Source organism: Comamonas sp. UBA7528 (genome assembly GCF_002479375.1).
Lineage (GTDB): Bacteria > Pseudomonadota > Gammaproteobacteria > Burkholderiales > Burkholderiaceae_C > Comamonas.
Map to the genome: position 1 here is coordinate 52207 of NZ_DLMU01000001.1, position 24275 is coordinate 76481.

The following is a 24275-nucleotide window of genomic DNA, read 5'->3' on the forward strand; positions in this document are numbered from 1 at the left end:
GGCCCGGCCTGACCGTGACCCGAGGTACCCGCACACCATGACCACGCCCTCCACTTTCGCCCCCTCCTCCCTTCAGGATCGTTCGGAAGCCCGTTCTGCCCCCTTGCGGTGGCTGAGCGTCCTGGGCGCCGCCACGGTGCTGGCCGGCTGTGCCAGTACCCCGCTGCCCGTGTGGCAACCCAGCCGCCCCGCTCCGGCCCCGGCGCGGACACCCGCGCCCGAGGCCGCCAGCGGCGCGCCCTCCTCCATTCTGTCGACGGCGCAAACCACGCCGATCGCCCCCACACCCACGCTGGAAGCCCTGCCTTACGCCGGAGAAGTGGCGCTGCGCTTTCCCGATCCCGCCGTGCGCTACCAGACGCCCGGCCTGGAAAACGGCCGCCGCAGCTTCACCACCAATGAAGAGCTGAGCACGCTGCTGCAGACCCTGTCGACCAAGACACTGGGCCAGCCCGTGCGCCTGGGCCTGATCACCATCGGCACCAGCCAGCAAGGCCGCCCCATCCATGCGCTGGTGGCCGCCAAGGCCAATGCCATCAACCCCGAAGCCCTGGACGAAACCCGCCGCCCCACGGTGCTGATCGTGGCCGGCCAGCAAGGCACGGACTTCGCCCCCACCGAGGCACTGCTGGCCATGAGCCAGGAGCTGGACGCCGGTGGCCGGCTGCACCCCCTGCTGGCCCAGGTCAATGTGGTGCTGGTGCCCCGCGCCAACCCCGATGGCTTTGAGACCGGCAGCGCCGCCACTGCCGACGGCACCTTGCTGACACAGGACCACCTGCTGCTGCAGACCCCCGAAGCCCGCGCACTGGCCAAGCTGGTGCGGGACTACCGCCCCACCGTGGTGGTGAATGCCGAGGAATTTTCCGCCATCCACCCCACGCTGGAGCAGTTCGACGCCCTGCGCGCCGACGATGCCGGCCTGCAATACGGCCTGAGCCCCAATGTGCACGAGTTCGTTGCCAAGGCCGAACGCGAGTGGCTGCACCGCCCCATCACCGACAGCCTGACCCAGGCCGGCCAGCGCGTGGACTGGGCCTATACGGCCAGCCCCACCGACAAGGTGCTGAGCACGGGCAGCCCGGCCCCCACCAGCCTGTTCAACATGGCGGCACTGAAGAACCTGCCCAGCCTGACGGTGCAAAGCCGCGGCGCCGACCTGCAGCGCCTGCACATCCAGCGCCGGGTCCACACCCAGGTGACGGCGTTGACCGCCGCACTGCACGACACCATTGCGCGTGCCGACGATCTGGCCAAGGTGCAGTCCTTCGTGACCCGCGATGTGGCCTCCCAGGCCTGCAAGGGCCAGCTCACCGTGGCCGCGCAGGCACAGCAGACCCAGCGCGATGTGGTCATGCTGGACCCGCTGACCGGTGCCGACAAGACGGTGCGCGCCGTCTGGCGTTCCAGCCAGGAACTGCGCCCCACGCTGCAGCGCCCGCGCCCCTGCGGCTACTGGCTGTCGCCGCAAAGCGACCGCGCGGTGGAGCGCCTGCGCCTGCTGGGCGTGCAGGTGCAGCGCGTGGCCGAACAGGCCCCGGTGCTCAGTGACGGCTATGCCGCCGCCCCAGGCGCCGATGCCAAGATCAGCGTGGTGCGCAATGCCATCGACGCCGTGCCCGGCAGCTACTTCATCAGCATGAACCAGCCCCTGGCCAATGTGGCCGCTGCCGCGCTGGAGCCCGATACGCCCTACAGCTATGTGAAGCAGGGCATCATCCCCACGCTGGGCGATCTGGCCCGCGTGATGGCGCCCACCACCCTGGTGTTTGAAGAGGACTGAAGCGGATGGAGGCGCACCGATGCACCGGCGCTGCGGCACGGCGCATCGGCAGCCTCTGGCAATTCCGCCCCAGCAAAAAGCCCCGGCGCTCAGGCTCCGGGGCTTTTTTTATCGCTGGAGGGGCTGCGGGGCGGCCAGCCTATACCGATCTACGCCGATCTACGCCGCACCATTCAGCCTAACAGCCTAACAGCCGACCTTCCGAGCCACCACGCATGGTGGTGCGCAGCAGGCCTGGGTCGGCCAGCGTCATTTTTTCTTCTTCCAGGCGGCGTAGTACTCGTCGGCCATGCTGCGCAGGGCACGGCCGATGCGCGCATATTCGAACTCGTTGAGGTTGGCCAGCGAGGCACGGCCCGACGGGTGCGGGGTACCGAAGCCCCGACCCGGCAGCAGCACGATGCCGGTTTCGTCGGCAATGCGGAACAGCAGTTCGTTGGCGGCAAAGCTGGCCTTCACCCAGGCCGCAAACTCGGCGCCGTAGAGCTGCTCCGAGATCTTTTCCAGATCGAGCAGGGTGTAGTAGTCCACCGAGTTCTCGTCGTCCGGGATGTCGATGCCCAGCTCGGCATACATCGCGGCCTGCCGCCGGCGGATGACCCCCTTGAGCGCCGCCTTGTAGTGGTTGCTCTCGTCCATCAGGGCGAACAGCGAGAACAGCACCATCTGCACCTGCTGGGGCGTGGACAGGCCGGCCGTGTGGTTGAGTGCCACGGTGCGGCTGTCGGCGACCAGGCGGTCGATGAACTTCAACCCTGGCACATCGGTGGTGATGGACGCGTACCGGTGCTCCAGCGAGGTCTTGTCTGCCGCAGACAGGGCCGCCAGCTTCTGGTCGATCACATTGTTCTGGTGCAGGGCGATCGTGCCCAGCCGCCAGCCCGTGGCGCCGAAGTACTTGGAGAAGGAATACACCAGGATGGTGTTCATCGGGCACACCGAGAACAGCGAGTGGAAGTCGTCTGCGAAGGTGCCGTAAACATCGTCCGTCAGGATCATCAGATCGGGCCGGTCGTGCTTGACGATCTGGGCAATCTTGTCCAGACCGTGGTCGTTGAGCTTCACGGACGGCGGATTGGAGGGGTTGATGCAGAAGAATATCTTGATCGCCGGGTCCTTGAGCTTGTCCAACTCGGAGTCCGGATACTGCCAGCCGGCCTCCGGATCGGCGTTGATCGCCACGGCTTCCAGCCCGTAGGTTTCCAGTTCCGGAATCTCGATGTAGGGGGTGAATACCGGCATGCCGATGGCCACCTTGTCGCCCTTGCTCACCAGCTTGTTCTGCTTGAGTGAGTCAAAGATGTAGGTCATGGCGGCGGTGCCGCCTTCGGTCGCGAAGATGTCCACCTTCTTTGCGGAGACGCGCCCCCCCACCATTTCCTGCATCACGTACTGGCGCACGATCTGCTCGCTGATGCGCAGCATGCGCGGCGGAACGGGGTAGTTGCAGCCCAGCACCCCTTCCACCATTTCATGCAGGAATTCCGAGGCGGACAGCCCCAACTGGTCCCGCACATAGCTCAAGGCCTTGCGCAGAAAGGCCACGCCTTCCCGGTCCTGGAAGTCGCTGAGAAAACGCTCGAAGCGGCCTTCGATACCCTCGATCTGCGGCAGCCCGCCGATGCCCCCGTGCATATAGGAAAAGGACAGCTCCGATTCCGTGGCCGCAAACAGACCCAGGCGGAAGAAGGCCCGGCGCGGCACGGTGGCCAGGAAGTTGGGGTTGCCGCGGCCGGCATTCAGCATGTCCTTGGTCGGTCTGCCGGCGGCCAGCTTGATCAGCTCGTCCTTGAGTTCGAAAGGGCTCAGCTTGGTGAATTGGCTGTAATCAGTCATCTCAATCTACTCCGTTTCAAGGTTGAAGTCAGGCAAAGGCCACGACCAAAGGGCCCAACAGCGTCAGGAACACATTCGCCAGCGCATAGGTGATGGCAAACGGTGTGGTCGGAATCGAATTTCCGGCCTTGTCCAGCACTTCACCGAATGCAGGGTTGGCACTGCGCGATCCCGACAGCGCACCGGCAAAGACCGCCACGTTGTCATAGCGCAGCAGGTAGCGGCCGACCAGCATCGTGAGAATCATCGGGAAAATCGTCACGACGACACCGATCAGGAAGATGGACAGACCACTCTGTGCAATGGTGTGCACCGCTTCCTGACCGGACTGCAGACCCACGACCGCGACAAAGCCCGCCAGGCCGAGATCGCGCAACAGGGTCGATGCGCCGCTGGGCATGTTGCCCATGTTCATGTGGCGGCTGCGGTACCAGCCGAAGGCCAGGCCGGACAGCAGTGCACCACCACCCGCGCCCAGGGTCAGCGGAATCGCACCGATGCGCACCACGAACAGGCCGATCAACAGGCCCACGACCAGACCCAGGCCATGGAACACGAAGTCAGTCTTGTCGCTGGGAATGATGGCCGGCCCGACGCGGCCCGCCAGGCGCTGCAGGTCTTCCTGCACGCCATGGACGGTCACCACGTCGCCGGCTGCGATGACCGTGTCGTCATGGAGGTCCAGCCGCACCCCGCCGCGCGAGACCCCCAGCACATAGATGCCGTGCCGCAGATCGGTGCTGAGCGCCATGATGCCAGCCACGGTCTGTCCCACAAACTCCTTGCCACCGATCTGCACATCGCGCGTGGTGACCACCAGCTCCATGCCGGGCACGGAAAGGGTTTCCGGGCCGATCAGCGCCTCCAGCCCGACCACACCGCTGCGGCGGCCAACGACGAGCAGCAGGTCGCCATCCTTGAGCACCAGCTCCGGGTTGACGCCAACCGGCTTGCCGTCACGCTGGACACGCTCGACCGTGATTGCCCCGCCGGCCGCGCCATGTTCCAGGGCTGCAATGGTTTTGCCGGCCCCCACCTGCACGCGGTACACGCGCCCGACAATGTCCGGCAACGCCGGTGTCTCGCCACGGCCGTAGACCTTTGCACCTTTCAGTGCCTCGGCCTCGGCCTTGATGGCGTCATCACGGATGCTGCGACGCATGAACCACGGCAGGATGTTGACGCAGACGATGATGGCGCCGAACGAGCCAAAGATATAGGTCACGGCGTAGCCAATGGCCACATTGGCCTGCAGGCGCTGCGACTCGTCTGCCGCCAGCCCCAGTTTTTCGATGGCAGAGCTGGCGGTGCCGATGATGGCCGACTGCGTCAACCCGCCAGCGGCAATGCCTGCTGCAAGCCCCTTGTCCAGCTCGAACATGCGCGCCAGCACCACCACCGTGACCAGCCCGCTCAGGGCCAGTACGGCCGCCATGATGATCTCGCGGATGGTCTGGCGCCCGAGGGAACGGAAGAATTGGGGGCCGCTTTCAAAACCCACGGCATAAATGAAGAGCGCGAACAGAATCGACTTGACGCCGTTGTCGATGGTCACGCCAAACTGGCTGATGGCGACCGCTGCAAGCAGCGATCCGGCCACCCCTCCTAGCTGGAATTTACCGAACTGGAATTTGCCGATCCAGTACCCCAGGGCCAGGGAAAGGAAGAGCGCTATCTCGGGAGAATGCTTGAAGATGCCGGAAACGTACTGCATGAGACCTCCTTCTTCGTGCGTAACTTTTATCAGAACCATCGCAATAAAAGATGACCGCTCAAAAGCGAGGACTTGGTGGCGTTGTCGGATAAATTGGTGCATGGCATCCGCGGTTTTCAGACGCACAGCCCTCGTTTTCTCCGACAAAATTTCGCGTTGAACGCCGCTGCTCGTGAAACACTTCGGCACAAAAAACATGCCCTGACACCCGTGTGTGGATGGGTGGCAGCAGACGGTTGACAGGGTCGCAAAAATGGCAAAAGCGACGGCAGCTATATCCATGACGGCGGCATATGAGGGCACCCCAAAATGCGGCGCATGCGCGTTCGGCCACGCCACCCCAATCACGCGAACCGACCACCTGCAATATGGGTCTGCTATAAAAAAACAAACCTCTATGCGAGAAAGCAAACCACGCAGCGTTGGCACTGAAAGCATTTCCTCCATAAAAAAAACCCGCCGACAGCGGGATTTTTTGTGGGCGCATACCAATATCTCTTCAGCCCATTTGCGGCCCACCCTGCACATGCCCATCAAAAGCTGGATGGCGGCCGGGCACAGTCAAAAAATGGGACACATTCACACCTCCACGGAATCAGCGCCGCAGTGGATGGCTGTGCAGCGCTTGCCGTGGATATGGCTTCGCTCTCAGACGGCGGACAGGTGCTCGTACAGAATCAGCGAACCAATGGCGATCAGCACCAGGCCGCCCACCGCTTCTGCCCACCGGCCCGTGACATGGCCCAGCAGGCGCCCGACCATGACGCCCAGCGTCACCATGGCGAAGGTGGCAAAGCCGATGCTCAGCGCCACCACCGTGATGTTCACATCCAGGAACGCCAGACCCACCCCCACCGCCATGGCATCGATGCTGGTGGCAAAACCGGTGGCCACCAGCAGCCAGAACCCGTGCCGTGCCGGCTTGCTGATCTCCGGCGCATCCGTATGCTGGAACGCGCCCCGCACCATGCGCAGGCCCAGCACCAGCAGCAGGACAAAGGCAATCCAGTGGTCCCAGGATTCGACATAGTCGGCGGCGGCATAGCCCAGCGCCCAGCCGACCAGGGGGGTGATGGCCTCGATGACGCCAAAGATCAGACCGGTGCGCACCGCCTCTGACCAACGGGGTTTCATAAGGGCGGATCCTTTGCCAATGGCAGCAGCAAAGGCGTCGGTGGACATGGCGAGCGCCAACAGGGTGATGGAAGCAGCGTTCATCTGGGGTTCTGGGAATACGGTCGGGCCTGAGCACAACGGCATGCCACCACTGCCCGACCTGCGTCGCAGTGACATGCCGATGGTCTCGCCAACCGAAGAACGGATGCCTGCGCCACAGCATGAAGATGCCGAGTGTGTTGACGCAGACGCTTCCAGGGCGGAAGCAGGCTACTCCCCAAGGGAACCGAAAGTTTAAGCGCGCTGCGCCCATCTTTGGGAGGTAGCGCCAAAAGCCCTATTTCACGTTCGAAATGGATCGCATTGCACCTGCGAAAGCCGGTGCGAACGGTGAATGGCACGTGCAACTCTGCAGCACCTTTGCGACCCCAGCGCTGCGAAAGCTGCTGCCCGCCATGGCAGAAGCGCTGCATGGATACAGACCAGCCTCCCACCGGGCCCCGGCGCATTGCCCCGGCGCATTGCCCCAGCCCTGCCAGGCATGCCACCAGACACCGGCTTTGCATTCCGCAGCCACCCTGTAGGTGGGCGCTGCTGCGTGAGCAACCGCTGACCGACGCTGTCTTTACACAATTCTGTTTCAGTTTGATACAAACTAGCCGATAAACGGTAGACAGCAGATCACGTTCAAGGAGTCATCAATGAGGCGGTGCATTATCAAAGTCGAAGGGGCGTACTACACCGCCCTGTTCCCCAGCACCTGCGCGGCCCTTGAAGATGCCATGCGGCGCTTTCCCAGGGCATCTGCCATCAGCGTGCGGACCGTGCAGCGCCTGTACCGCTGCATGGCGGTGCACTGATTCCAGTCCAGGACCTACCGTTCACAGGCTTTACCTTTTTGCCGGGCCTGGGAGCGTCTCCTCCCTCCCTCTCTTCAGTTCCCACGCACGCCGCAAGGCACCGGCTTTTTTCTTCGGCATCAGCTGCCAGATGGGGGCAGCCACCAACCACAGGGAGCACGACACGCGATCGCACCCGACGGTCGCCGCGCGCATGGAAGCGATGCACCTGCGCCATCGCATGAGAACAGATACCCTGTTGAGCTAAACGCACGCCACACACCGCACCGGCATTCGGATACCGGCCCTGCGGCTCCTGGCGCAGAGCCGCAGGGCCGGAGGTGGCGTGGTTCGGGCCTCAGCGTGCCGGCACGGCAGTGCGCGCGGCCTGGGCTGGCACCGGGAAACTCCAGGCATCTGCAGGCACGACCGAGCAGAACGCGCCAGCCAACGTCGCGTTGTGGTGTGCCACGATCTGCTCGGCACGCAGCTGAGGGGTGTCCGCGCAGGTATGGCCATCGGCAATGAGCACGGCCTCCAGGCCCATATCGCGCGCAGCCCGGCAACTGGTGTCCACGCAGTACTGGGTTTTCATACCGGTGATGACCACGCCGCTCACACCGACAGCGCGGAACTTGTCCAGCAGCCCGGTCCCTGCAAAAGCGCTGGGACGGTGCTTTTCAAACACCACTTCACTGCCATCCAGCTGCAGCTCCGGCGCCAGTTCGGCCAATGGGCTGCCGGGGCCGATAGGCGTTCCCGCGGGACCGATGTGGCGTGCCAGAAAAATGGGGGCTCCGGCGCGCCGGGCCTGGGCCATCAGCGTGTTGATGGTCTCCAGCATCTCGGTGCAGCGCCACATGGATTCGGGACCGTGGACCAGCCCGACTTGGACATCGAGGACTAACAGGGCAAACATGTATGCATTTCCTTGCGTGGTGCCAGCGGCGCAAGGGCATAAAAAAAGCCCTGTCCATTGCTGGCGGGCCTGGGAAGTGGATCGACTGATCGCTCACGGCACTTCACACGGTCCGCAATTAGCGGTCGTGGAGGTAGTGGTGGTGAGTGTGCAGCGAACCATGGAGCCCCACTGTAGCAAGTTTTTGCACTGCAGCATCTACAGCGACGCTGCCATGGCCGCTGTCGCAGTTGTGGCAGCTCACACAAGCCCCCCGCCGCCCCCAGCGCAGGCCACTCGCCAGCCACCACAGCAGGCCTTCCCTGCTGGCTGGCCTGAGCACGGGCCTGCCCTGCACGGCGCCAGCCCCCAGGGACACCGGAAGCCGGGCGCTGCCGATCGCCGGAGGCATGAGCGCCTTCCCGGGTGCCGGCAAGGCTGACAGCTGCTGGCAGGCGGCTGATGGCAGGCGGGCGCACTGCGAACCGTGCGGGCGAACGAGCACAACGATGTTCCTGCGCAACCTGAATGGGAGCCTGTCGGGAAAGTCTTGCCAAGGTGTAGGTAATGGTGGACATTCTGAAAAGAGAGTCTCGACACCCGTGACCAGGGAGATCTTATGCTTGCAGGAACCACAGAGAAGCCGCTTCGTCCGCAGATTCTGGCGGTGGACGATTCACCGGACAACCTGTGGCTTCTGTCTGGCCTGCTCAAAGCCAAATACCAGTTGAAGCTTGCCAGCTCCGGCGAGAAGGCCCTGGAGATCATTGCCCAGGACACACTTCCCGACCTGGTGCTGCTGGACGTGATGATGTCCGGGATGTCGGGCTACGAGGTCTGCCGCAGGCTCAAGGAGTCGCCCAGAACCCGGCACATCCCCATCATCTTTCTGACGGCCATGACCGGCACGGCCGATGAAACCACCGGGCTGGAGGTGGGCGCGGCCGACTTCATCAGCAAGCCCATCAATCCCCCCATTCTGCTGGCACGCGTGGCATCGCAGCTGCAGGCCAAGATCGGGGCGGACATCCTGCGAAACCAGAACGAGTTTCTCGACTTCGAGGTGCACAGGCGCACCCGTGAGCTGGCAGCCATCCAGGATGTCACCATCCTGGCAATGGCCTCGCTGGCCGAAACCCGTGACAATGAAACCGGCAACCACATCCGCCGGACCCAGCACTATGTGAAGGTGCTGGCCACGGCGCTGAAAGACCACCCGCGCTTCCGCCTGCACCTGGACGGCAATGTGATCGACATGCTGTTCAAGTCCGCGCCCTTGCATGACATTGGCAAGATCGGCATTCCCGACCGGATCCTGCTGAAGCCGGGCCGCTTCGAGCCGCAGGAGTTCGAGGTCATGAAGACCCACACCACCTTAGGCCGGGATTCGATACAGCATGCCGAGGACCAGCTGGGCATGGCGGTGGACTTCCTGAAATACGCCAAGGAAATAGCCTACGGCCACCACGAGAAGTGGGACGGCAGCGGCTACCCGCAAGGCCTCGTCGGCGATGCCATTCCCGTCTCGGCCCGGATCATGGCGGTGGCGGACGTCTACGACGCACTGATCAGCCGCCGTGTGTACAAGGAAGGCATGCCGCACGGAAAGGCGGTGGACATCATGCGCGAAGGGCGCGGCACGCATTTCGACCCGGATGTGTTCGACGCCTTCCTGGGCGTGCTGGACCGGTTTCAGGAGATTTCGCGAACCTATGCCGACAGCCATGCCGACATGCTGGAAAAGCAACGCAGCGTGGAGCTTGCCAAAGGCGACATCGGCTCCATTGCCTAGCCTGCGGGCGCCTTTACCTCGTTGCCCCATCATTGCCCCCTTGCCCGGCCCCTGCGGGCAGCCCCCCCGATAGCGGCCCCCTGCACTGCTCTTGAGAAGAGGCGCTTACTCCATGACTGGTCTGGTTCAGCACTACCACCGCTCTTCGTTGACGGCCAAGCTGGCCACCGCTTTTGCGGTGGTGCTCCTGATGGCGTCCCTGATCAGCATGCTCGGGCTGTACACGGTGGGAAAGGTGAGCCACCAGATCGAGGACATGTACGAGAACGAGCTGCAAGGCATCTCCGATGCGCGGGCCGTGCAGTTCTTCTATGCCGACATGGAGCGTTCCCTGCGCGATGCGCTGCTGACCAACGATGAAGCGGACCATGCCAATGCCATGCGGCAGCTGGACAAGGCGCATGCGGACATCAGCCGTGAAGTGGCGGAGCTGCGCAAACGCATCGTCCAGGAGGACAACCGGCGCAGGCTGGCGGCATTCGACCAGAACTATGCCGCGTACCGCCTGGCCCTGGAGCACATGCTGGAGCTGGCCCGCCAGGGCCGCCTGAACGAGGCCCGGCTGCGCATTTCCAGCCGGGAATTCAGGACGATGGGCGACACCGTGGGCCAGGCCATGGAGGCCATTGCCACCTCCAAGGAGCAGAGTGCCCGCGCCACCCTCAAGGCGGTGCAGGTGCTGGCCGATGAAACCCGGCTGCGCGGCATGGTGCTGCTGGCACTGGGCGGCTTGTCCAGCGTGCTTCTGGCCTGGCTCATCGTCCGCTCCATCCGCGTTTCTGCGGCGGAGCTGCGCACGGCCGTGGAACGTATCGCCGCAGGCGACCTGGAGCAGCAGGTGCCCCACACCGCCTACCAGAACGACGTGGGCGCCCTGGCGCGCGCCGTGACAGTGCTGCAGGGTTTTGCGCGCGAGCTGGAAGTACAGCGGTGGGTGAAGGCGCACACCGCCTCGATTTCGGCGGAGCTGCAGGCCACCCGCACCTTTGCCGAACTGGCGCAGCGCTTCTTCACCTTGACTGCGCCCTTGCTGGGCGTAGGGCATGGGGTGCTGTATCTGCACGAAAAGGCGCAGCGCCGGTTGCGCCTGCTGGGGGGCTTTGCGCAGTGCGCGGGCCAGTCCCAGGAGCCGTACATTCCGCTGGGCCAAGGGCTGGTGGGGCAATGCGCCGTGGAGCGCAGCCCCATTGTGCTGACCAATCCCCCGGCAGACTATGTGCGCGTGGGCTCTGCACTGGGGGAGGCGGCGCCGCGCTCCATCAACGTGCTGCCCGTCATGCGGGGGGATGAACTGCTGGGCGTTCTGGAGATCGCCAGCCTGGAGCCCAGCGCCCCCGGCCGCCAGGCGCTGCTGGATGCCCTGATGCCGTCGCTTGCGGCCAATCTGGAGATCATGGAGCGCAATCTGGCCACCCACCAGTTGCTGCAGGAAACCCAGGCCCAGGCCCGGACGCTGGAGCGGCAGGCCGACGAGCTGGCACGGCAGAAGGACGCGATCAAGGCCACCGAGACCTGGTACCACAGCATCATCGAATCCTCGCCCGACGGCATGCTGGTCCTGGATCCGGAAGGCTGCATCTCTTTGGCCAACCCCCTGGTGGGAACGATGTTCGGTTATGGGGAGGAAGAGCTGATCGGCATGCCCATTGCAACGCTGATCCCCTTCTATGCGCGGGATGGGTATGCCGCACAGCGGGATAGCTTTGCCCAGGAAGGCGGCTCCCACCTGATGGGCGCTGACGGTATCCGTGTGTACGGCCTGCGCAAGGATGGGACGGAAATCCCCATCGAGCTAGGGATCTCCCGCCTGCCCGATGTGGGCGGCCGGGGCGAATGCGTGTGCGCCTCGGTGCGCGATGTGACGCAGCGCCACCGCGCCGAGGACGAGGTGCGCCGCGCCCGCGAACTGGCCGAGGAAGCCACCCGCGCCAAAAGCGAGTTCCTGGCCAATATGAGCCATGAGATCCGCACGCCCATGAATGCCATCATCGGCATGTCGCACCTGACCTTGCAGACCACGCTGAACGCCAAGCAGCGCAATTACATCGAGAAGGTCAACCACTCGGCGGAAAACCTGCTGGGCATCATCAACGACATCCTGGATTTCTCCAAGATCGAGGCCGGCAAGCTGTCCATGGAGAAGGTCGACTTCAAGCTGGCGGACGTGCTGGACCATGTGGCCGACCTCATCGGCATCAAGGCCGAGGATCAGGGTCTGGAGCTGCTGTTCAATACGGCGTCCGGCTTGCCCGCCACCCTGGTGGGCGACCCGCTGCGGCTGGGGCAGGTGCTGGTCAATCTGTGCAGCAATGCGGTCAAATTTTCTGAGCGCGGCGAAGTCATCCTGGGAACGGAAATGGTGGCCCAGACGCCCGACGAAGTGGAGCTGCACTTCTGGGTGCAGGACTCGGGCATCGGCATGACGCAAGAGCAGTGCACACGGCTGTTCCAGTCCTTCAGCCAGGCCGACAGCTCCACCACCCGCCGCTATGGCGGGACCGGTCTGGGGCTGGCGATCTCGCGCACCCTGGTGGAGCTCATGCAGGGCCGCATCTGGGTGGAGAGTGCGCTGGGGCATGGCTCCACCTTCCACTTCCACGCCCGTTTCGGCCTGCAGCCCGACCCCACACCCCAGCGAATGTTCGACTCGCAGGAGCTGCTGGGACTGCGCATCCTCGTGGTGGACGACAACGCTGCCGCGCGCGAGATCCTCTCGACCATGGCCCGGAACTTCGGCCTGGAGGTGGATGTGGCCCGGGACGGCGATGAATGCCTGTCCCTGGTCCGGCAGGCCAACGAGCGGCAGCTTGCCTACGACCTGGTGCTGATGGATTGGCGCATGCCCCGGATGGACGGCGCCGAAGCCGTGGCGCGGATGCAGTCCTCCCACGGAGGGGACGCACCGGCCGTCATCATGGTCACGGCCTTCGGGCGTGAAGAGGCCATGACGGCCCTGCAGACCCGGGGAGCACATGTCAATGCTGTGCTCACCAAGCCCGTCACACCATCCACCCTGCTGGAAGCCGTGGGAGAGGCGCTGGGCAAGGGCCAGCTGGTGCAGTCCCGTGCCGCAACCAGGGAACAGGGGCAGAAAGAGCATTTGCAGCAGTTGCAAGGGACACGGGTGCTGCTGGTGGAGGACAACGAGCTGAACCAGGAACTAGCGCAGGAGCTGCTGCGCAATGCAGGCATCGACGTGGTGGTGGCCTGCAATGGCCAGGAGGCCTTGGACTGCCTGGCACAGGATCCACGCTTCGATGCGGTGCTGATGGACTGCCAGATGCCCGTGATGGACGGCTTTGTCGCCACACAGAAGATCCGCGCCCAGCCACGGTTGGATGCCCTGCCCATCATTGCCATGACGGCCAACGCCATGGCGGGGGACCGGGAAAAGGTGATCGAGGCCGGCATGGTGGACCACATCCCCAAGCCCCTGCGGGTGGGCGAGATGTTTGCCTGCCTGGCCCGCTGGATCGGCCGCCCGCTTACCGGCCCGGAGGCTGGTGCAGGCCCGCCACCGGGGACCCCAGGCGGGGCGCCCCCTCCGCCCCTGGCTGGAGCGCCGTCATTGCCGGCTGTGCCGAAACGCTCGGAACTGTCGGAGCTGCCCAAACTTCCCGGGGTGGATCTGGCAGCAGGTCTGCACATCGTGCAGCAGGACGCCCGCCTCTACCGCCGCCTGCTGGGCCTCTACGCCCATGAGCAGGCAGGTTTTGCGGCCGCCTTCACGGCAGCCGTGCAGGCAGGCGATGCCCCGCTGGCGACGCGCCTGGCCCATACGCTCAAAGGGGCGTCTGGAACCATTGGCGCCCAGGCCCTGGCCACTGCGGCTGCGGGGCTAGAAGCGGCATGCCAGACCACTCCTTCCAGGACCGGTGTGCTGCCTCTGCTGGGCCAGGTGGAGGCGCTGCTGCAGCCCCTGATTGCGGCCCTGGAGCAGTTGCCACGCCCGCAGGGTATTGCACAGGCAACGGTGTCCGCCGTGCAGCCCCCGCATACACGCTCCGCCGCCACGGCGACGATGCTGCAGGGCTTGCGTCAACTTCTGCAGGACAGCGATGCCGAAGCCGTCGACCTGCTGCAGGCGCTGACGCAGCGCCTGGCCGCGGAAGCCGATCCGCTGGCGGCGCAACTGACCCCGGTGGCGCGCGCGATCGACCGGATCGACTTCACGGCGGCCCTGGCAGCCCTGGACCAGGCCCAGGCCCAAACCTTGTAGGCGCACACCATGCACACGCTCCTACGCACTCTTCTGCCCGTGATGGCCGCTGCGGCCCTGGCGGGAGCGGGGTCCGCCCATGGCCGGACGCTGGCAGAGATTCGCAACACGGGGGAGCTGCGCGTGTGCGTGGCCGGATCCAGCGCGGACTTCTACCGCACCAACGCCCAGGAATTTGCCCGCTACCTGGGGGTGCCCGCCAGGGTGGAAAACCTGCCCTCCTGGGATGCGCAGTTCGTCAACGCCCAAGGCGTGGTCCAGCGCGATGCGCGTTACGAAGCCGCGCCGCTGGCCTCGGGCCGCTGCGACCTGTACCCCAACGATCTGCACATCACCCCGTGGCGCGAACAGAAGATGGTGCTGGTGCCGTATTTCTCGACCCGCAACGTGGTGGTGGCGCGGCCAGACGCGCGCACCATCCTGCGCAGCCCGGACGACCTTGCCGGGCGCACAGCGGCCGTGCAGGCCGGCACGGCGTATGAGGGATGGCTGCGCAGCTACAACGCCACCAACAAAAATACGCCCATCACCATCCACCCCCTACCGACCGCACAGGCCATGCAGGCGGTGGCACAGCGCCGTGCCGACTTCACCGTGATCGCCGCCGAGTCGGCCTTCAAATGGGTCCGTGACGATCTGGACAACCTCGATCTGCTGTTTCCGGTGGGGGAACTCACACAGGTTGGCTGGGGCATTTCCCCGAATACCCCGGATCTGGAGCAGACACTGAGCGCCTTCTTCAGCCAGAGCCGCCGCGTCGGGTCGGGCCTGGATATCTCCTGGCGCAACAAGTACGGTGTGTCGCTGATGGAGTACCAGATGTACTCAGCCTCCTTCGACACCGACCACCAGTGGCGCGATCTGCTCGTGACCTGGGGGATTCCTGCAGGTTCGGCACTGGCGGGGCTGCTGCTGGCCATGGCCTTCTGGGCCCGACGGCTTCACCGCGAGGTGGCCCGCCACCGCCTGACCGTACAGGCGCTGCGCGAGAGCCAGCAGCAGATGCACGACGAAGCCGCGCGCGGCCAGGCAGTTTCCGATCTGCTGCGGGGACTGCAACTGGTGGATTCGCTGGAAGCCTTCGGCCAGGTCACCCTCAGGGAACTGGCACGCCATCTGCCGCTGGGCCAGAGCCTGATTGCCGTGGTGGATGGAAGCGATCAGCGCCTGCAGGCCCTGGCGCACTATGCCGGCACGGCCGCCACGCCCTCCCAGGCGCTGGCCGATTTTCCGATGACCACCGGGCTGATGGCCCGCTGCGCCAGCACCGCCGAACCCGTGCTGGTGGAGGCCCCGGGTCCGCAGTACCTGCGCATCCGCTCCGGCCTTGGCCACTGCACACCAGCGTCTCTTCTGCTGGTGCCGATACGGCATGCCGGCCAGGTGGTTGCCGTCATCGAAATGGCCAGCACCCAGCCTTTGACCCCTGCACACCGGGAGCTGCTGGCGGCACTGGAGCCGATTGTGGCCACCGGCATCCACCGGCTGCAGAAAGAGACTGCCTCCGCACCACCGCACACCGACTCGCACCGTGAAGCATGCTGCTGAGCCAGCGCCCTGCCAGGGGGCGCAGCAAAAGCTGCAAGCCAACATTCCCCGTCGAATGCCTGCGGGCTGTACAAGATGGCGCGATCTGGCGCGGGCCAGCGAACACCCTCAGGCCAGCTGGTGCAGCTTCTTCCACTTGCGGATGCGGACCCGCGCATTGGCGTTGGGGGATGATGTGTTGAACTGGATCATGCGCCCCAGTGTGTATTTGCCATACCAGGGCGCGCCGTACAGCTGTGCATCGCTGCAGGCTTCCACCAGCGCCACGATGCGCGCGTGCACCTGGGCCAACTGCTGCAGCAGTGCGCGGTAGTCTTGGTGCGCATGGTCGGCGTAGAACTTCTGCGCCAGCAGCCCCAGCTCGTTCCACAGGTAGCCCGTCTCCGGAAAATCGACAGGCTCCCCTTGGGCCTTGCGGTCACACCACTTGAGCACCAGCAGGCTCCAGCCGACCAGGTAGGCCACCAGATCCGCCGGACTCATCCACGAGCCTTGGGCATGGCCTTCCATGGTCGCTTCATGGGCGCGCGCATCGGGGATGGTGCACAGATCCTCCCACAGCTTTTCATGCGTGGTCCGGATCGCCTCCAACAGCTCCTGCTTGTTCTGCGGAACGCCCACAACCGTCTTCCAGCCGTCAGGCGATGACGGCCGGACGGGTCAGGCCGCTGTACAGAACCACGCCAGCCGCCAGCACGGCAGTGGCGACCACGGCCGCCCGGGCCCCGCTTTGCCAGACTGGTGCTCCGCCATACCGGCCCGCAGACTGCCATGTGGCACGCCACCACCCGCAGAGATACAGCAAGCCAAACTGCCAGGCCGTCGCTTTCATGAATGGCAGGGTAGTAGCCAACGCATACATGGCCAGCATGCACGCGGCACCACCGACCAGGCCAAAACCCCAGAACACGGTGCGCAGCGGGTAGTTGCCTGCAAGATAACCAGTCAGCCCCGTGGCCCTCTTGGGGGGCCTGGCAATGGATTTTCTGCTCATGCCAAGAATGTAACAGGCACGTCGGCCAGCACGAAAAATGCAGTCGCCGCGACGAGCAATTGCGTGGCACGGCGCGGTTGCTCGCTGCGGCGCCAGATCTGCGTGTACATCTCCCCACCAACCCGTCCGGACCACACCGCGCGGGCTTTTTGCTTTTTGGCGCCCTCTGCCTACTTCTCCCTGTCTACAGCGCGACCAAAATGGTTTGGCATGCTTGCCTGCACCCTGCTTCCAGGCCGGGTGTGCGCCGATCAAAGGATCCATTTGATGAATGACACACTCCACACCATCTCGACCACCATTGCCAGTGAGTTTTCGGATGTCCCAGACGCTGCCCAAGCGACAAGAATCGTGGTGCGCCTGTTTTTAGCCGCCGTCCTGGGGGGGCTCCTTGGCTGGCAACGCGAGGCCAACGGAAAAGCGGCTGGATTGCGCACCCACATGCTGGTGGCAATGGGATCGTCCTTGGTGGTGCTGGTGTCACTGCAGTCTGGGGTGGATACAGCGAATGCTGCACGCGTGGTGCAAGGGGTCATCACCGGCGTCGGTTTCCTCGGTGCCGGAGCGATCCTGAAATCTGATGGAGAGAATTCGGCGCCCCATGTCAAGGGCCTGACGACTGCAGCCGGCCTATGGCTTACCGCCGCCATCGGCGTGTGCGCAGGACTGGGTGAAGAAGCCACAGCCGTCATCAGCACCATCTTTGCGCTCCTCATCCTGAGCGTGATTCCCATGCTGACAAAAGGTGGCCAATCCCAACAGACACCGAAATCCGACTAGCCCCCACGGAGGAGTAGGTCGCACATCGGCCAGGCTGGCCACCGGTACGCACAGCCCGCACACAGCCCGCCATGGCGGGCTTTTCCCGTTCTGGGAGCCACCGGTGTGCACCACAGGAGCACGACCGCAGATGCACCTGACTGTTTGATCACCCATGGTCTCCCTGCCCACCAGCCTGCCCGGCCCACGCCGCGCGGGCTTTGTTTTTGCTGCACTGCGAACGCCCATGCATCCCACCCCGTCACAGCCACGTCACAACAACGCGCCACCGTAGCAACAGCCAACCGGCCACCGCGGCATTCAAGGCGCCCATGCCGCGGTGCAAGCCCAAAGGAGATCCATGCGCAGTCCCAAAAAAGGCCAGCAACCCATGCAGCTTCAAGACCTTGCCCACACCATCGACTGCATTCAATGCAGCAAAAAGAAACCAGCCTCCAGCGCCCGCCTTTTCCATGCCTGCCATGTGTGTGGCGACTGCACGCACAAACTGGCCCAGCTCCCCTCCTCCTTGCCACGAGCGGGCCAGTCCGCGCACTGAGACTTCTTCCCCCAGACCACCCGCCCCGCCCACGGTACGGGGATTTCTGCTGGAAAGAAAACCCGTACTGGGATTTACCGGCCTGCGTGGGAACGTCGTTGCATGACAGGAGACACGCCCCATAACGTCCACACCGACTCGGCCGACTTCATACGCGCACTGGGTCCAGTGACCAAGCAGGGGCTGGCTTTGAGCCAGTCTGATGCGTCAAAGATTCGCGAAGGCATTGCCGCTGCAATCGGCATGAGCGATGCGGATCTGGCCCGCCAGCTATCCCAGGCGCAACGCGCAAAAAGCCAGGCAGACATAGACGCAGAGACGACCAGACTCATACAAGCCATGCAGTCTCACTGAACACACGCCAATGCCACCAGCCCCGCCCTCCAGCGCCGCGGCAGCTGCGGCGCATCGGTCCACCCCACACCCGTCGAGTGACCTGCGCGGCCTTTGCGAGCACGGCATACAGGACTGCCACCTTGCCGCCAAGCAGCGCACGGCAAGCGCCCCGCTACGGTTTTTCATCAACGGCGCGCTGGCAGGCCTGCTGGCACGACTTGCGGGCACGCCCGGCAATGCGCAAAGAAGGCAACAAGCTCCACAGCCCCACACAGTTGACCCACAGCCCAGGGCCTGCGGCCACAGATCACGCTACGGCGACATGGTGAGGAGGCCCGTGCCTTGCTGCAACAGCGGCCCTGAAAGCAGGGAGCGAGCCGCTTGCCGCCGACGTTCACGTCTTTGGGTTCTGTGATCTGCGCGCCCAAGCCGCAGACGGCGTTGCGGACGGCCGAGGGGAGCCTGCTGCTGCGAAACAGCGGAGTCACCCCTCCGTGGCAACCACCCAGCGCCACGGTGTACGACGCGGGGCAAAGGCCGGTGCGGCCAAATAGTGGGCATAATGAGCGGCTGTTATGAAGACGGCGAAAATGAATTTCCGTAGCGCTACGGAAACCGCTTCAAATCCGCTATCTTTATAAGAGCTAGACAACAAGTCTGGATAAGCGTGTGGCGTTAGCTCAGTTGGATAGAGCAACAGCCTTCTAAGCTGTGGGTCACTGGTTCGATTCCAGTACGCCGCACCACCGCTGCCAAGCCGTACCGGTTCACCGGTGCGGCTTTTTTCATGCCCCGGTCCTGCACGTGGATCCGGGATGCAGCAGCCCCTGGCGGCAGCTGCTGCCGACTGGCCATGCTCCCGCTTTATGCGGCGGGCGCGTGCTCTGCCAGGGGGTGCAGGCTGCCATCGACCGCCACCAGCGCATTCACCGCACCGCCACCTTGCACCGGCACGCCCAGGAAAAGGGCTTCCCAGCCGGGGCGCAGCACGTAGTTCATGGTGTCGTTGACCAGCTTGCGGGTGTCGTTGAGTTCGCGCAGCGCGGCGTCGGTCAGCTCAAAGCGCTGGGGGTACTGTTGGCTATGGGCTGTCCAGTGCTCCCGGAGCGCAGCGACCATGTGGTTGTAGAGGGCAGACATGGCAACGAGTCTAAACGCAGACGCATGTGCCCCAGCGAAACCGTCCTGTGGCGGGCAGATGTTCTGCCCTGCTTCCGACGCGGCCGTGATGGGTTCCCACCGCAGTCCTGCGCAAGCCCGGCCTCTTGCACACGCTGGATGGAGTTCCTTCCTCCGGCGCTGAAACACTGCGATGGAGGTTGCGATTGCGGTGCGATTGCGGTGCGGCTGCGTGTGTCGACGGTGCTTGGGAACGACGCACAGCTTCCGGCCGGTGTTGCGGCACCCGAGGCGATGGGCAGAACCACAGCGTCGGGATGCATCAGATCGCAGAAAGGGGCCCGTCGCCCGCACGCGGCGTAGTCAGCTGTGTGCCGTGGCAACGGACGGCCTGAGCATCTCGATGTGGGGAATACCGTCCTCGTCGTACACCGCACCCACCGGTTGGAATCCCAGCGAACCATAGAACTTCCGGAGATGGGCCTGCGCCCCGATGCGAATGCCTGCTCCAGGAAACTGGCCCTCGGCAAACGCAATGGCTTCTGCGACCAAGGCCCGCCCAAGCTGCAGCTTGCGGTATTTCGCGACCGTCATGACGCGGCCAATGGACGGCTCGCTGTACTTGACGCCGGGATCGACGACACGCGCATAGGCGGCAAGCTCGCCGTCCAGCAGGACGCACAGATGCCAGGACTGGATGTCTGCGCCATCCGCTTCCTGGTACGCGCAGGTCTGCTCCACCACGAACACGGCTTCACGTGCCTGGATGATGCTGTACATCTCCAGCGCGGAGAGCGACTCCAGGCGATTCCAGTTGAACTTCGGTTCCATCTCTTCTTTCCTCATTGTGGGTGGCGGTACCCATCACCGGTAGTGGCTCTTGACCACCAGGTAGCGTGCTGTTGCGTCCGCCGGGTTTTCAAACGTTTGCTCCTGGGTGGTGGACACCCTGGCGCAATCACCGGGCTGCAGTTCGTACACCACCTCTGCGCAGCGGAGGTTCAACCTGCCCGCAAGCAGCAACACCTGGTCGTCTGAATGCAGGCTTTCGGTTGCCGCAAAGGTCACGGTCTTGCGCGCGGGCAACTCCACCGCCACGACTTCCGTGGCACTGTCATCCCCTGGTGGCGATACCAGCCGGCGGATGTAGCCCGTCTCCGGGTCCACCCAGTGCGGCTGCTCCTGCATCCGGCGCACGGCGGTGGTGGGGGTGCGTGGCTCACTCATCAGCGCGGAAAGGCTCAGTCCCATCGCATCGGCAATTTTGGACAGCAGCACCGCCGTGGGGGTGCTCTGTCCCCGCTCGATCTTGGAAATCATCGCGCGGCTGACGTCCGCCATCCCGGCAAGCTGGTCGAGTGTCAGCCCCCGTCGATTGCGCTCTTCGCGGACACGGCGGGGTATCAGGTTCTCAGGGGAGGTGTAGGTTGCCATGCTATCTACTATAGTAGAAAATCTACTTTAGTGGAATTCTCTGATTGTCATGTTGTCCAACTCAACCGTCGCTCCGGTTCTTGCCCTGCTCTTGAACGCTCTGGTCTGGGGTGTCTCCTGGTGGCCGCTGAAGCAGCTGCAGAACTTGGGCGTGCACCCGCTGTGGGCCACTGCGGTCATCTACCTGGTCGTGGCCGTCGTGGTCGGTATCTGGCGCCCCGGCGCGGTGCGCTTGCTGGCCCGAACGCCTTCGCTGTGGTGGATATTGATCGCCTCGGGCTTCACGAACGCGGCATTCAACTGGGCGGTCGGGATAGGTGATGTGGTGCGGGCCGTACTTCTTTTCTATCTCATGCCGCTGTGGTCACTGCCCCTGGCCAGACTGCTGCTGCAGGAGCGCATGACGGCGCCAGCAGTGCTGCGTGCCATGCTGACGGTCATAGGCGCCGCCTTTGTTCTGGTGCAGCCCGGTGCCAGTGCGCAAGCCAGCCTGGGAAGCCCTGCCCAGCCGGTGCTTGCGGATGTTCTGGCGACGCTTTCCGGATTTGCATTCGCGCTGAACACCGTGATGCTCAGGCGCGGGGCTGCATTGCCCAGCGAAGGCCGTGCCATGGCGATGTTCCTTGGCGGGGCCATGATTGCGGGCACTGCCGCCATCGCCTTTTCTTCCGGAACGGCTGCGGCAACGATGGGGGTGGGCTTTCCGTCGGCATCCGGCCCGGGGCTGGTGCTGGTGGCGGGTCTCGCTGCGGCTTTTCTCGCCTCCAACCTGTGTCTTCAGTTCGGGGCGGCACGGCTCACGGCCAGAGTGACCGCCGTGGTCATGCCGTGTGAGGTGGTGTTTGCTGCGGCCACCGCCGTATGGTGGGGCGGCGTCGCAGTGCATGCAGGGCTGATGGTCGGCGGGGCGCTCATCCTGTCGGCGGCCTTCGCCAGCGTGCTGGGTCGACGGTAGGCACGTCCGGCTGCCCTGCCTGTACCCAGACACCAGACACCCAGACACGGTGCACTGCGTGGCCGGGCTTTGGCACTGAAGCCACCAGCGACGCCCTTGGACTGGCGGTCGCCACGGCGGTGGACCTGTTCGGCCTGCACTTGGGCACCGTGCTGGTCGCCTTGACCGGTGTGCTGATGGAAGTGCCCGCGATGCTGGGTGAGGCGGCATCACCCGGTACCCAAAGGGGCGACCTGACCCTGCTCCGGGCCAGACGAGACTCCACACCCCACCCACACCACCACCGGTTATTTTGGCTCTGGGCTTTGCTTCATTTCAATAATTCAACTATTATTGAATTATGAATGAAGACCAAGTCATCCAATCCCTGGCCGCACTGGCCCATCCGGTCCGGTTGCGCGTGTTCCGTGCGCTGGTGGTGGCCGGTGCAGGCGGGCTGACGCCTTCCGTGCTGGCCGAGCAGCTGGACGTGGCCGGCACCGCCCTGTCGTTTCACCTCAAGGAATTGGTGCGCGCCGGTCTGGTGACGCAGGAGCGCAGCAGCCGCAACCTGATCTACCGCGCGGCCTATGCGCAGATGGATGCCGTGCTGGGCTACCTGACCGAGAACTGCTGCGCCGGCGCCGACTGCGGCCAGGCCCTGGGCAGCTGCTGCCCCGGCGACGGTTCCGCCACCTCCACCCCCTCCGCTTGCGGCTGATCCCATGACCACCCACATCCTGGTGCTGTGCACCCACAATTCCGCCCGCAGCGTGCTGGGCGAGGCCATGTTCAACCACTGGGCCCTGCAACTGGGCATAGACGCCCAGGCCCACAGCGCAGGCGCCGCGCCCAGCGGCCGGGTGCATCCACAGGCTGTTGCCGCGCTGCGCGCGGCCGGGGTCGATGTATCCACCCTGTCCAGCAAGCACATGGATGCGTTTGCCCAACCCGGTGCGCCGCAGATGCACGTGGTCATCACCGTGTGCGACAGCGCGGCGGCGCAGCCCTGCCCGATCTGGCCCGGTGCCCCCGTGCGTGCGCACTGGAGCTACCCCGACCCGTCTGCCGCCCCGCCCGAGCAGCAGGCCGAGCGGTTTGAGCTGACACGCCAGGCCCTGGCCTACCGCATGCTGCAGCTGGTGCAACTGCCGTTTGCCCAACTGGAGCCCGCCGCACTGCAGCCGCTGGTGGCGCGCATCGGAGCGAACTGAGATGACCGCCCGAATGCCCGCTGCCGAGCCCTCCGCCACAGCCACCCCGGCCCAACATGCAGCGGCCCGCCCTGCCCTGGGTGTGTTCGAGCGCTATCTGACCCTGTGGGTGCTGCTGTGCATTGCCGCCGGTGTGGCGCTGGGCCACACGCTGCCGGGACTGACCGCTGCGGTGGCCCGCATGGAGGTGGCCCGGGTCAACCTGCCCGTGGGGGCGCTGATCTGGGTGATGGTCATTCCCATGCTGGTCAAGATTGACTTTGCCGCGCTGGCGCAGGTGAAGGCGCATGCCCGCGGCATCGGGGTGACGCTGTTCATCAACTGGGCCGTCAAGCCGTTTTCGATGGCGCTGCTGGCGTGGCTGTTTGTGCGTCAGCTGTTTGCGCCCTGGCTGGATGCGGCGCAGATCGACAGCTATGTGGCCGGCCTCATTCTGCTGGCCGCCGCGCCCTGCACGGCCATGGTCTTTGTCTGGAGCCAGCTGTGCAAGGGCGACCCGTATTTCACGCTGTCGCAGGTGGCGCTGAACGACGCCATCATGCTGGTGGCCTTTGCGCCTATTGTGGCGCTGCTGCTGGGCATGTCGTCCATCACTGTGCCGTGGGACACGCTGCTGGCCTCGGTGGTGCTCTACATCCTGGTGCCGGTGGCCCTGGCGCAGGCGCTGCGCCGCCACCTGCTGCGGCACGGTGACGCCGCTTTCCAGCGCGCCACCGCGGTCATGGGGCCGCTGTCCATGGCTGCGCTGCTGCTGACGCTGGTGCTGCTGTTTGCCTTTCAGGGACGGTCCATCCTGGCCCAGCCCGTGGTGATTGCGCTGCTGGCCGTGCCCATTCTGATCCAGGTGGTCTTCACAGCGGGTCTGTCTTATGGCTTGAACAAGCGACTGGGGGTGGCGCACTGCGTGGCCGGGCCTTCGGCACTGATTGGCGCCAGCAACTTCTTTGAACTGGCGGTCGCCACGGCGATTGCCCTGTTCGGCCTGCACTCGGGGGCCGCACTGGCCACCGTGGTCGGCGTGCTGATTGAAGTGCCCGCCATGCTGGCCGTGGTGGCGGTGGTGAACCGCAGTCGCAGCTGGTACGAAAGCGGGGCCACCTGAGCGTGTACCGGCGCTTGCGTCTTTCGCCCGGCTACCGGCACCCGCCCAACCATGCCCCCTGGCTGTCGCCTGATCCTTG

20 protein-coding genes, 1 tRNA gene and 1 riboswitch are annotated in these 24275 nt (G+C 64.7%); of the genes, 11 read left to right on the top strand and 10 right to left on the bottom strand.

Going from position 1 to position 24275, the window contains the following annotated elements; all coding sequences use genetic code 11:
- Positions 1–37 precede the first annotated feature (37 nt).
- Entirely contained in the window at positions 38–1783 is a 1746-nt protein-coding gene (locus B3349_RS00275) for a M14 family metallopeptidase (RefSeq protein WP_291585382.1), read from the top strand.
- 249 nt (positions 1784–2032) lie between these two features.
- Here B3349_RS00275 and B3349_RS00280 read toward each other — a convergent pair whose 3' ends face one another.
- From B3349_RS00280 to mntP, 3 genes are all read right to left on the bottom strand, one after another.
- Complete coding sequence (locus B3349_RS00280) at positions 2033–3619, bottom strand: bifunctional aspartate transaminase/aspartate 4-decarboxylase (protein WP_291585384.1); 1587 nt, start codon at positions 3617–3619, stop codon at positions 2033–2035.
- 28 nt (positions 3620–3647) lie between these two features.
- The gene (gene aspT, locus B3349_RS00285) at positions 3648–5333 is read right to left on the bottom strand and encodes an aspartate-alanine antiporter (protein WP_291585386.1); all 1686 of its coding nucleotides are present in this window, start codon (positions 5331–5333) and stop codon (positions 3648–3650) included.
- Positions 5334–5981: 648 nt separating this feature from the next.
- Positions 5982–6551, bottom strand: a complete 570-nt coding sequence (gene mntP / locus B3349_RS00290; protein WP_066533478.1) for a manganese efflux pump MntP — start codon at positions 6549–6551, stop codon at positions 5982–5984.
- 19 nt (positions 6552–6570) lie between these two features.
- A riboswitch (yybP-ykoY riboswitch) is annotated at positions 6571–6733 on the bottom strand.
- Positions 6734–7150: 417 nt separating this feature from the next.
- Here mntP and B3349_RS00295 point away from each other — a divergent pair.
- On the top strand, positions 7151–7309 hold the full coding sequence (locus B3349_RS00295; RefSeq protein ID WP_172591785.1) for a hypothetical protein: 159 nt from the start codon (positions 7151–7153) through the stop codon (positions 7307–7309).
- A 337-nt stretch (positions 7310–7646) separates the two neighbouring features.
- On the opposite strand, the gene B3349_RS00300 is transcribed toward B3349_RS00295, so the two are convergent.
- Complete coding sequence (locus tag B3349_RS00300; protein WP_291585392.1) at positions 7647–8207, bottom strand: cysteine hydrolase family protein; 561 nt, start codon at positions 8205–8207, stop codon at positions 7647–7649.
- Positions 8208–8805: 598 nt separating this feature from the next.
- Between B3349_RS00300 and B3349_RS00305 the strand changes: the two genes are divergently transcribed.
- The 3 genes from B3349_RS00305 (at position 8806) to B3349_RS00315 (ending at position 15745) form a co-directional block, all read left to right on the top strand.
- Entirely contained in the window at positions 8806–9978 is a 1173-nt protein-coding gene (locus B3349_RS00305) for a response regulator (protein ID WP_066533480.1), read from the top strand.
- Positions 9979–10090: 112 nt separating this feature from the next.
- Positions 10091–14197 (top strand): response regulator, encoded by a 4107-nt coding sequence (locus B3349_RS00310; protein WP_066533482.1) that lies wholly within the window; start codon positions 10091–10093, stop codon positions 14195–14197.
- A gap of 9 nt (positions 14198–14206) precedes the next feature.
- Positions 14207–15745: a GAF domain-containing protein gene (locus B3349_RS00315; protein WP_083520252.1), complete on the top strand. Its 1539-nt coding sequence runs from the start codon at positions 14207–14209 to the stop codon at positions 15743–15745.
- A 108-nt stretch (positions 15746–15853) separates the two neighbouring features.
- Here B3349_RS00315 and B3349_RS00320 read toward each other — a convergent pair whose 3' ends face one another.
- Both B3349_RS00320 and B3349_RS00325 read right to left on the bottom strand, forming a co-directional pair.
- A complete protein-coding gene (locus B3349_RS00320) occupies positions 15854–16366 on the bottom strand; it encodes a ClbS/DfsB family four-helix bundle protein (protein WP_291585401.1) in 513 nt (170 codons plus the stop codon).
- A 16-nt stretch (positions 16367–16382) separates the two neighbouring features.
- A complete protein-coding gene (locus tag B3349_RS00325) occupies positions 16383–17003 on the bottom strand; it encodes a hypothetical protein (RefSeq protein WP_291585402.1) in 621 nt (206 codons plus the stop codon).
- A gap of 3 nt (positions 17004–17006) precedes the next feature.
- On the opposite strand from B3349_RS00325, the gene B3349_RS00330 reads away from it, so the two are divergent.
- Positions 17007–17519, top strand: a complete 513-nt coding sequence (locus B3349_RS00330; protein WP_291585404.1) for an MgtC/SapB family protein — start codon at positions 17007–17009, stop codon at positions 17517–17519.
- A 241-nt stretch (positions 17520–17760) separates the two neighbouring features.
- On the opposite strand, the gene B3349_RS00335 is transcribed toward B3349_RS00330, so the two are convergent.
- The gene (locus B3349_RS00335; RefSeq protein ID WP_291585406.1) at positions 17761–17982 is read right to left on the bottom strand and encodes a hypothetical protein; all 222 of its coding nucleotides are present in this window, start codon (positions 17980–17982) and stop codon (positions 17761–17763) included.
- Positions 17983–19062: 1080 nt separating this feature from the next.
- Here B3349_RS00335 and B3349_RS00340 point away from each other — a divergent pair.
- Positions 19063–19139: transfer RNA gene (locus B3349_RS00340), tRNA-Arg, on the top strand.
- Positions 19140–19257: 118 nt separating this feature from the next.
- On the opposite strand, the gene B3349_RS00345 is transcribed toward B3349_RS00340, so the two are convergent.
- The 3 genes from B3349_RS00345 to B3349_RS00355 form a co-directional block, all read right to left on the bottom strand.
- Positions 19258–19533, bottom strand: a complete 276-nt coding sequence (locus B3349_RS00345) for a hypothetical protein (RefSeq protein ID WP_291585408.1) — start codon at positions 19531–19533, stop codon at positions 19258–19260.
- A gap of 342 nt (positions 19534–19875) precedes the next feature.
- On the bottom strand, positions 19876–20343 hold the full coding sequence (locus tag B3349_RS00350; RefSeq protein ID WP_291585410.1) for a GNAT family N-acetyltransferase: 468 nt from the start codon (positions 20341–20343) through the stop codon (positions 19876–19878).
- A gap of 33 nt (positions 20344–20376) precedes the next feature.
- Entirely contained in the window at positions 20377–20946 is a 570-nt protein-coding gene (locus B3349_RS00355) for a helix-turn-helix domain-containing protein (RefSeq protein WP_291585412.1), read from the bottom strand.
- A gap of 52 nt (positions 20947–20998) precedes the next feature.
- Here B3349_RS00355 and B3349_RS00360 point away from each other — a divergent pair, with 52 nt between their 5' ends.
- The 4 genes from B3349_RS00360 (at position 20999) to arsB (ending at position 24196) form a co-directional block, all read left to right on the top strand.
- A complete protein-coding gene (locus B3349_RS00360; protein ID WP_291585414.1) occupies positions 20999–21901 on the top strand; it encodes an EamA family transporter in 903 nt (300 codons plus the stop codon).
- Positions 21902–22241: 340 nt separating this feature from the next.
- Positions 22242–22601 (top strand): ArsR/SmtB family transcription factor, encoded by a 360-nt coding sequence (locus B3349_RS00365; RefSeq protein WP_291585416.1) that lies wholly within the window; start codon positions 22242–22244, stop codon positions 22599–22601.
- Between the two features lie 4 nt (positions 22602–22605).
- On the top strand, positions 22606–23094 hold the full coding sequence (locus B3349_RS00370; protein ID WP_291585417.1) for an arsenate reductase ArsC: 489 nt from the start codon (positions 22606–22608) through the stop codon (positions 23092–23094).
- 13 nt (positions 23095–23107) lie between these two features.
- A complete protein-coding gene (gene arsB / locus B3349_RS00375; RefSeq protein ID WP_414646833.1) occupies positions 23108–24196 on the top strand; it encodes an ACR3 family arsenite efflux transporter in 1089 nt (362 codons plus the stop codon).
- Positions 24197–24275: the final 79 nt, after the last annotated feature.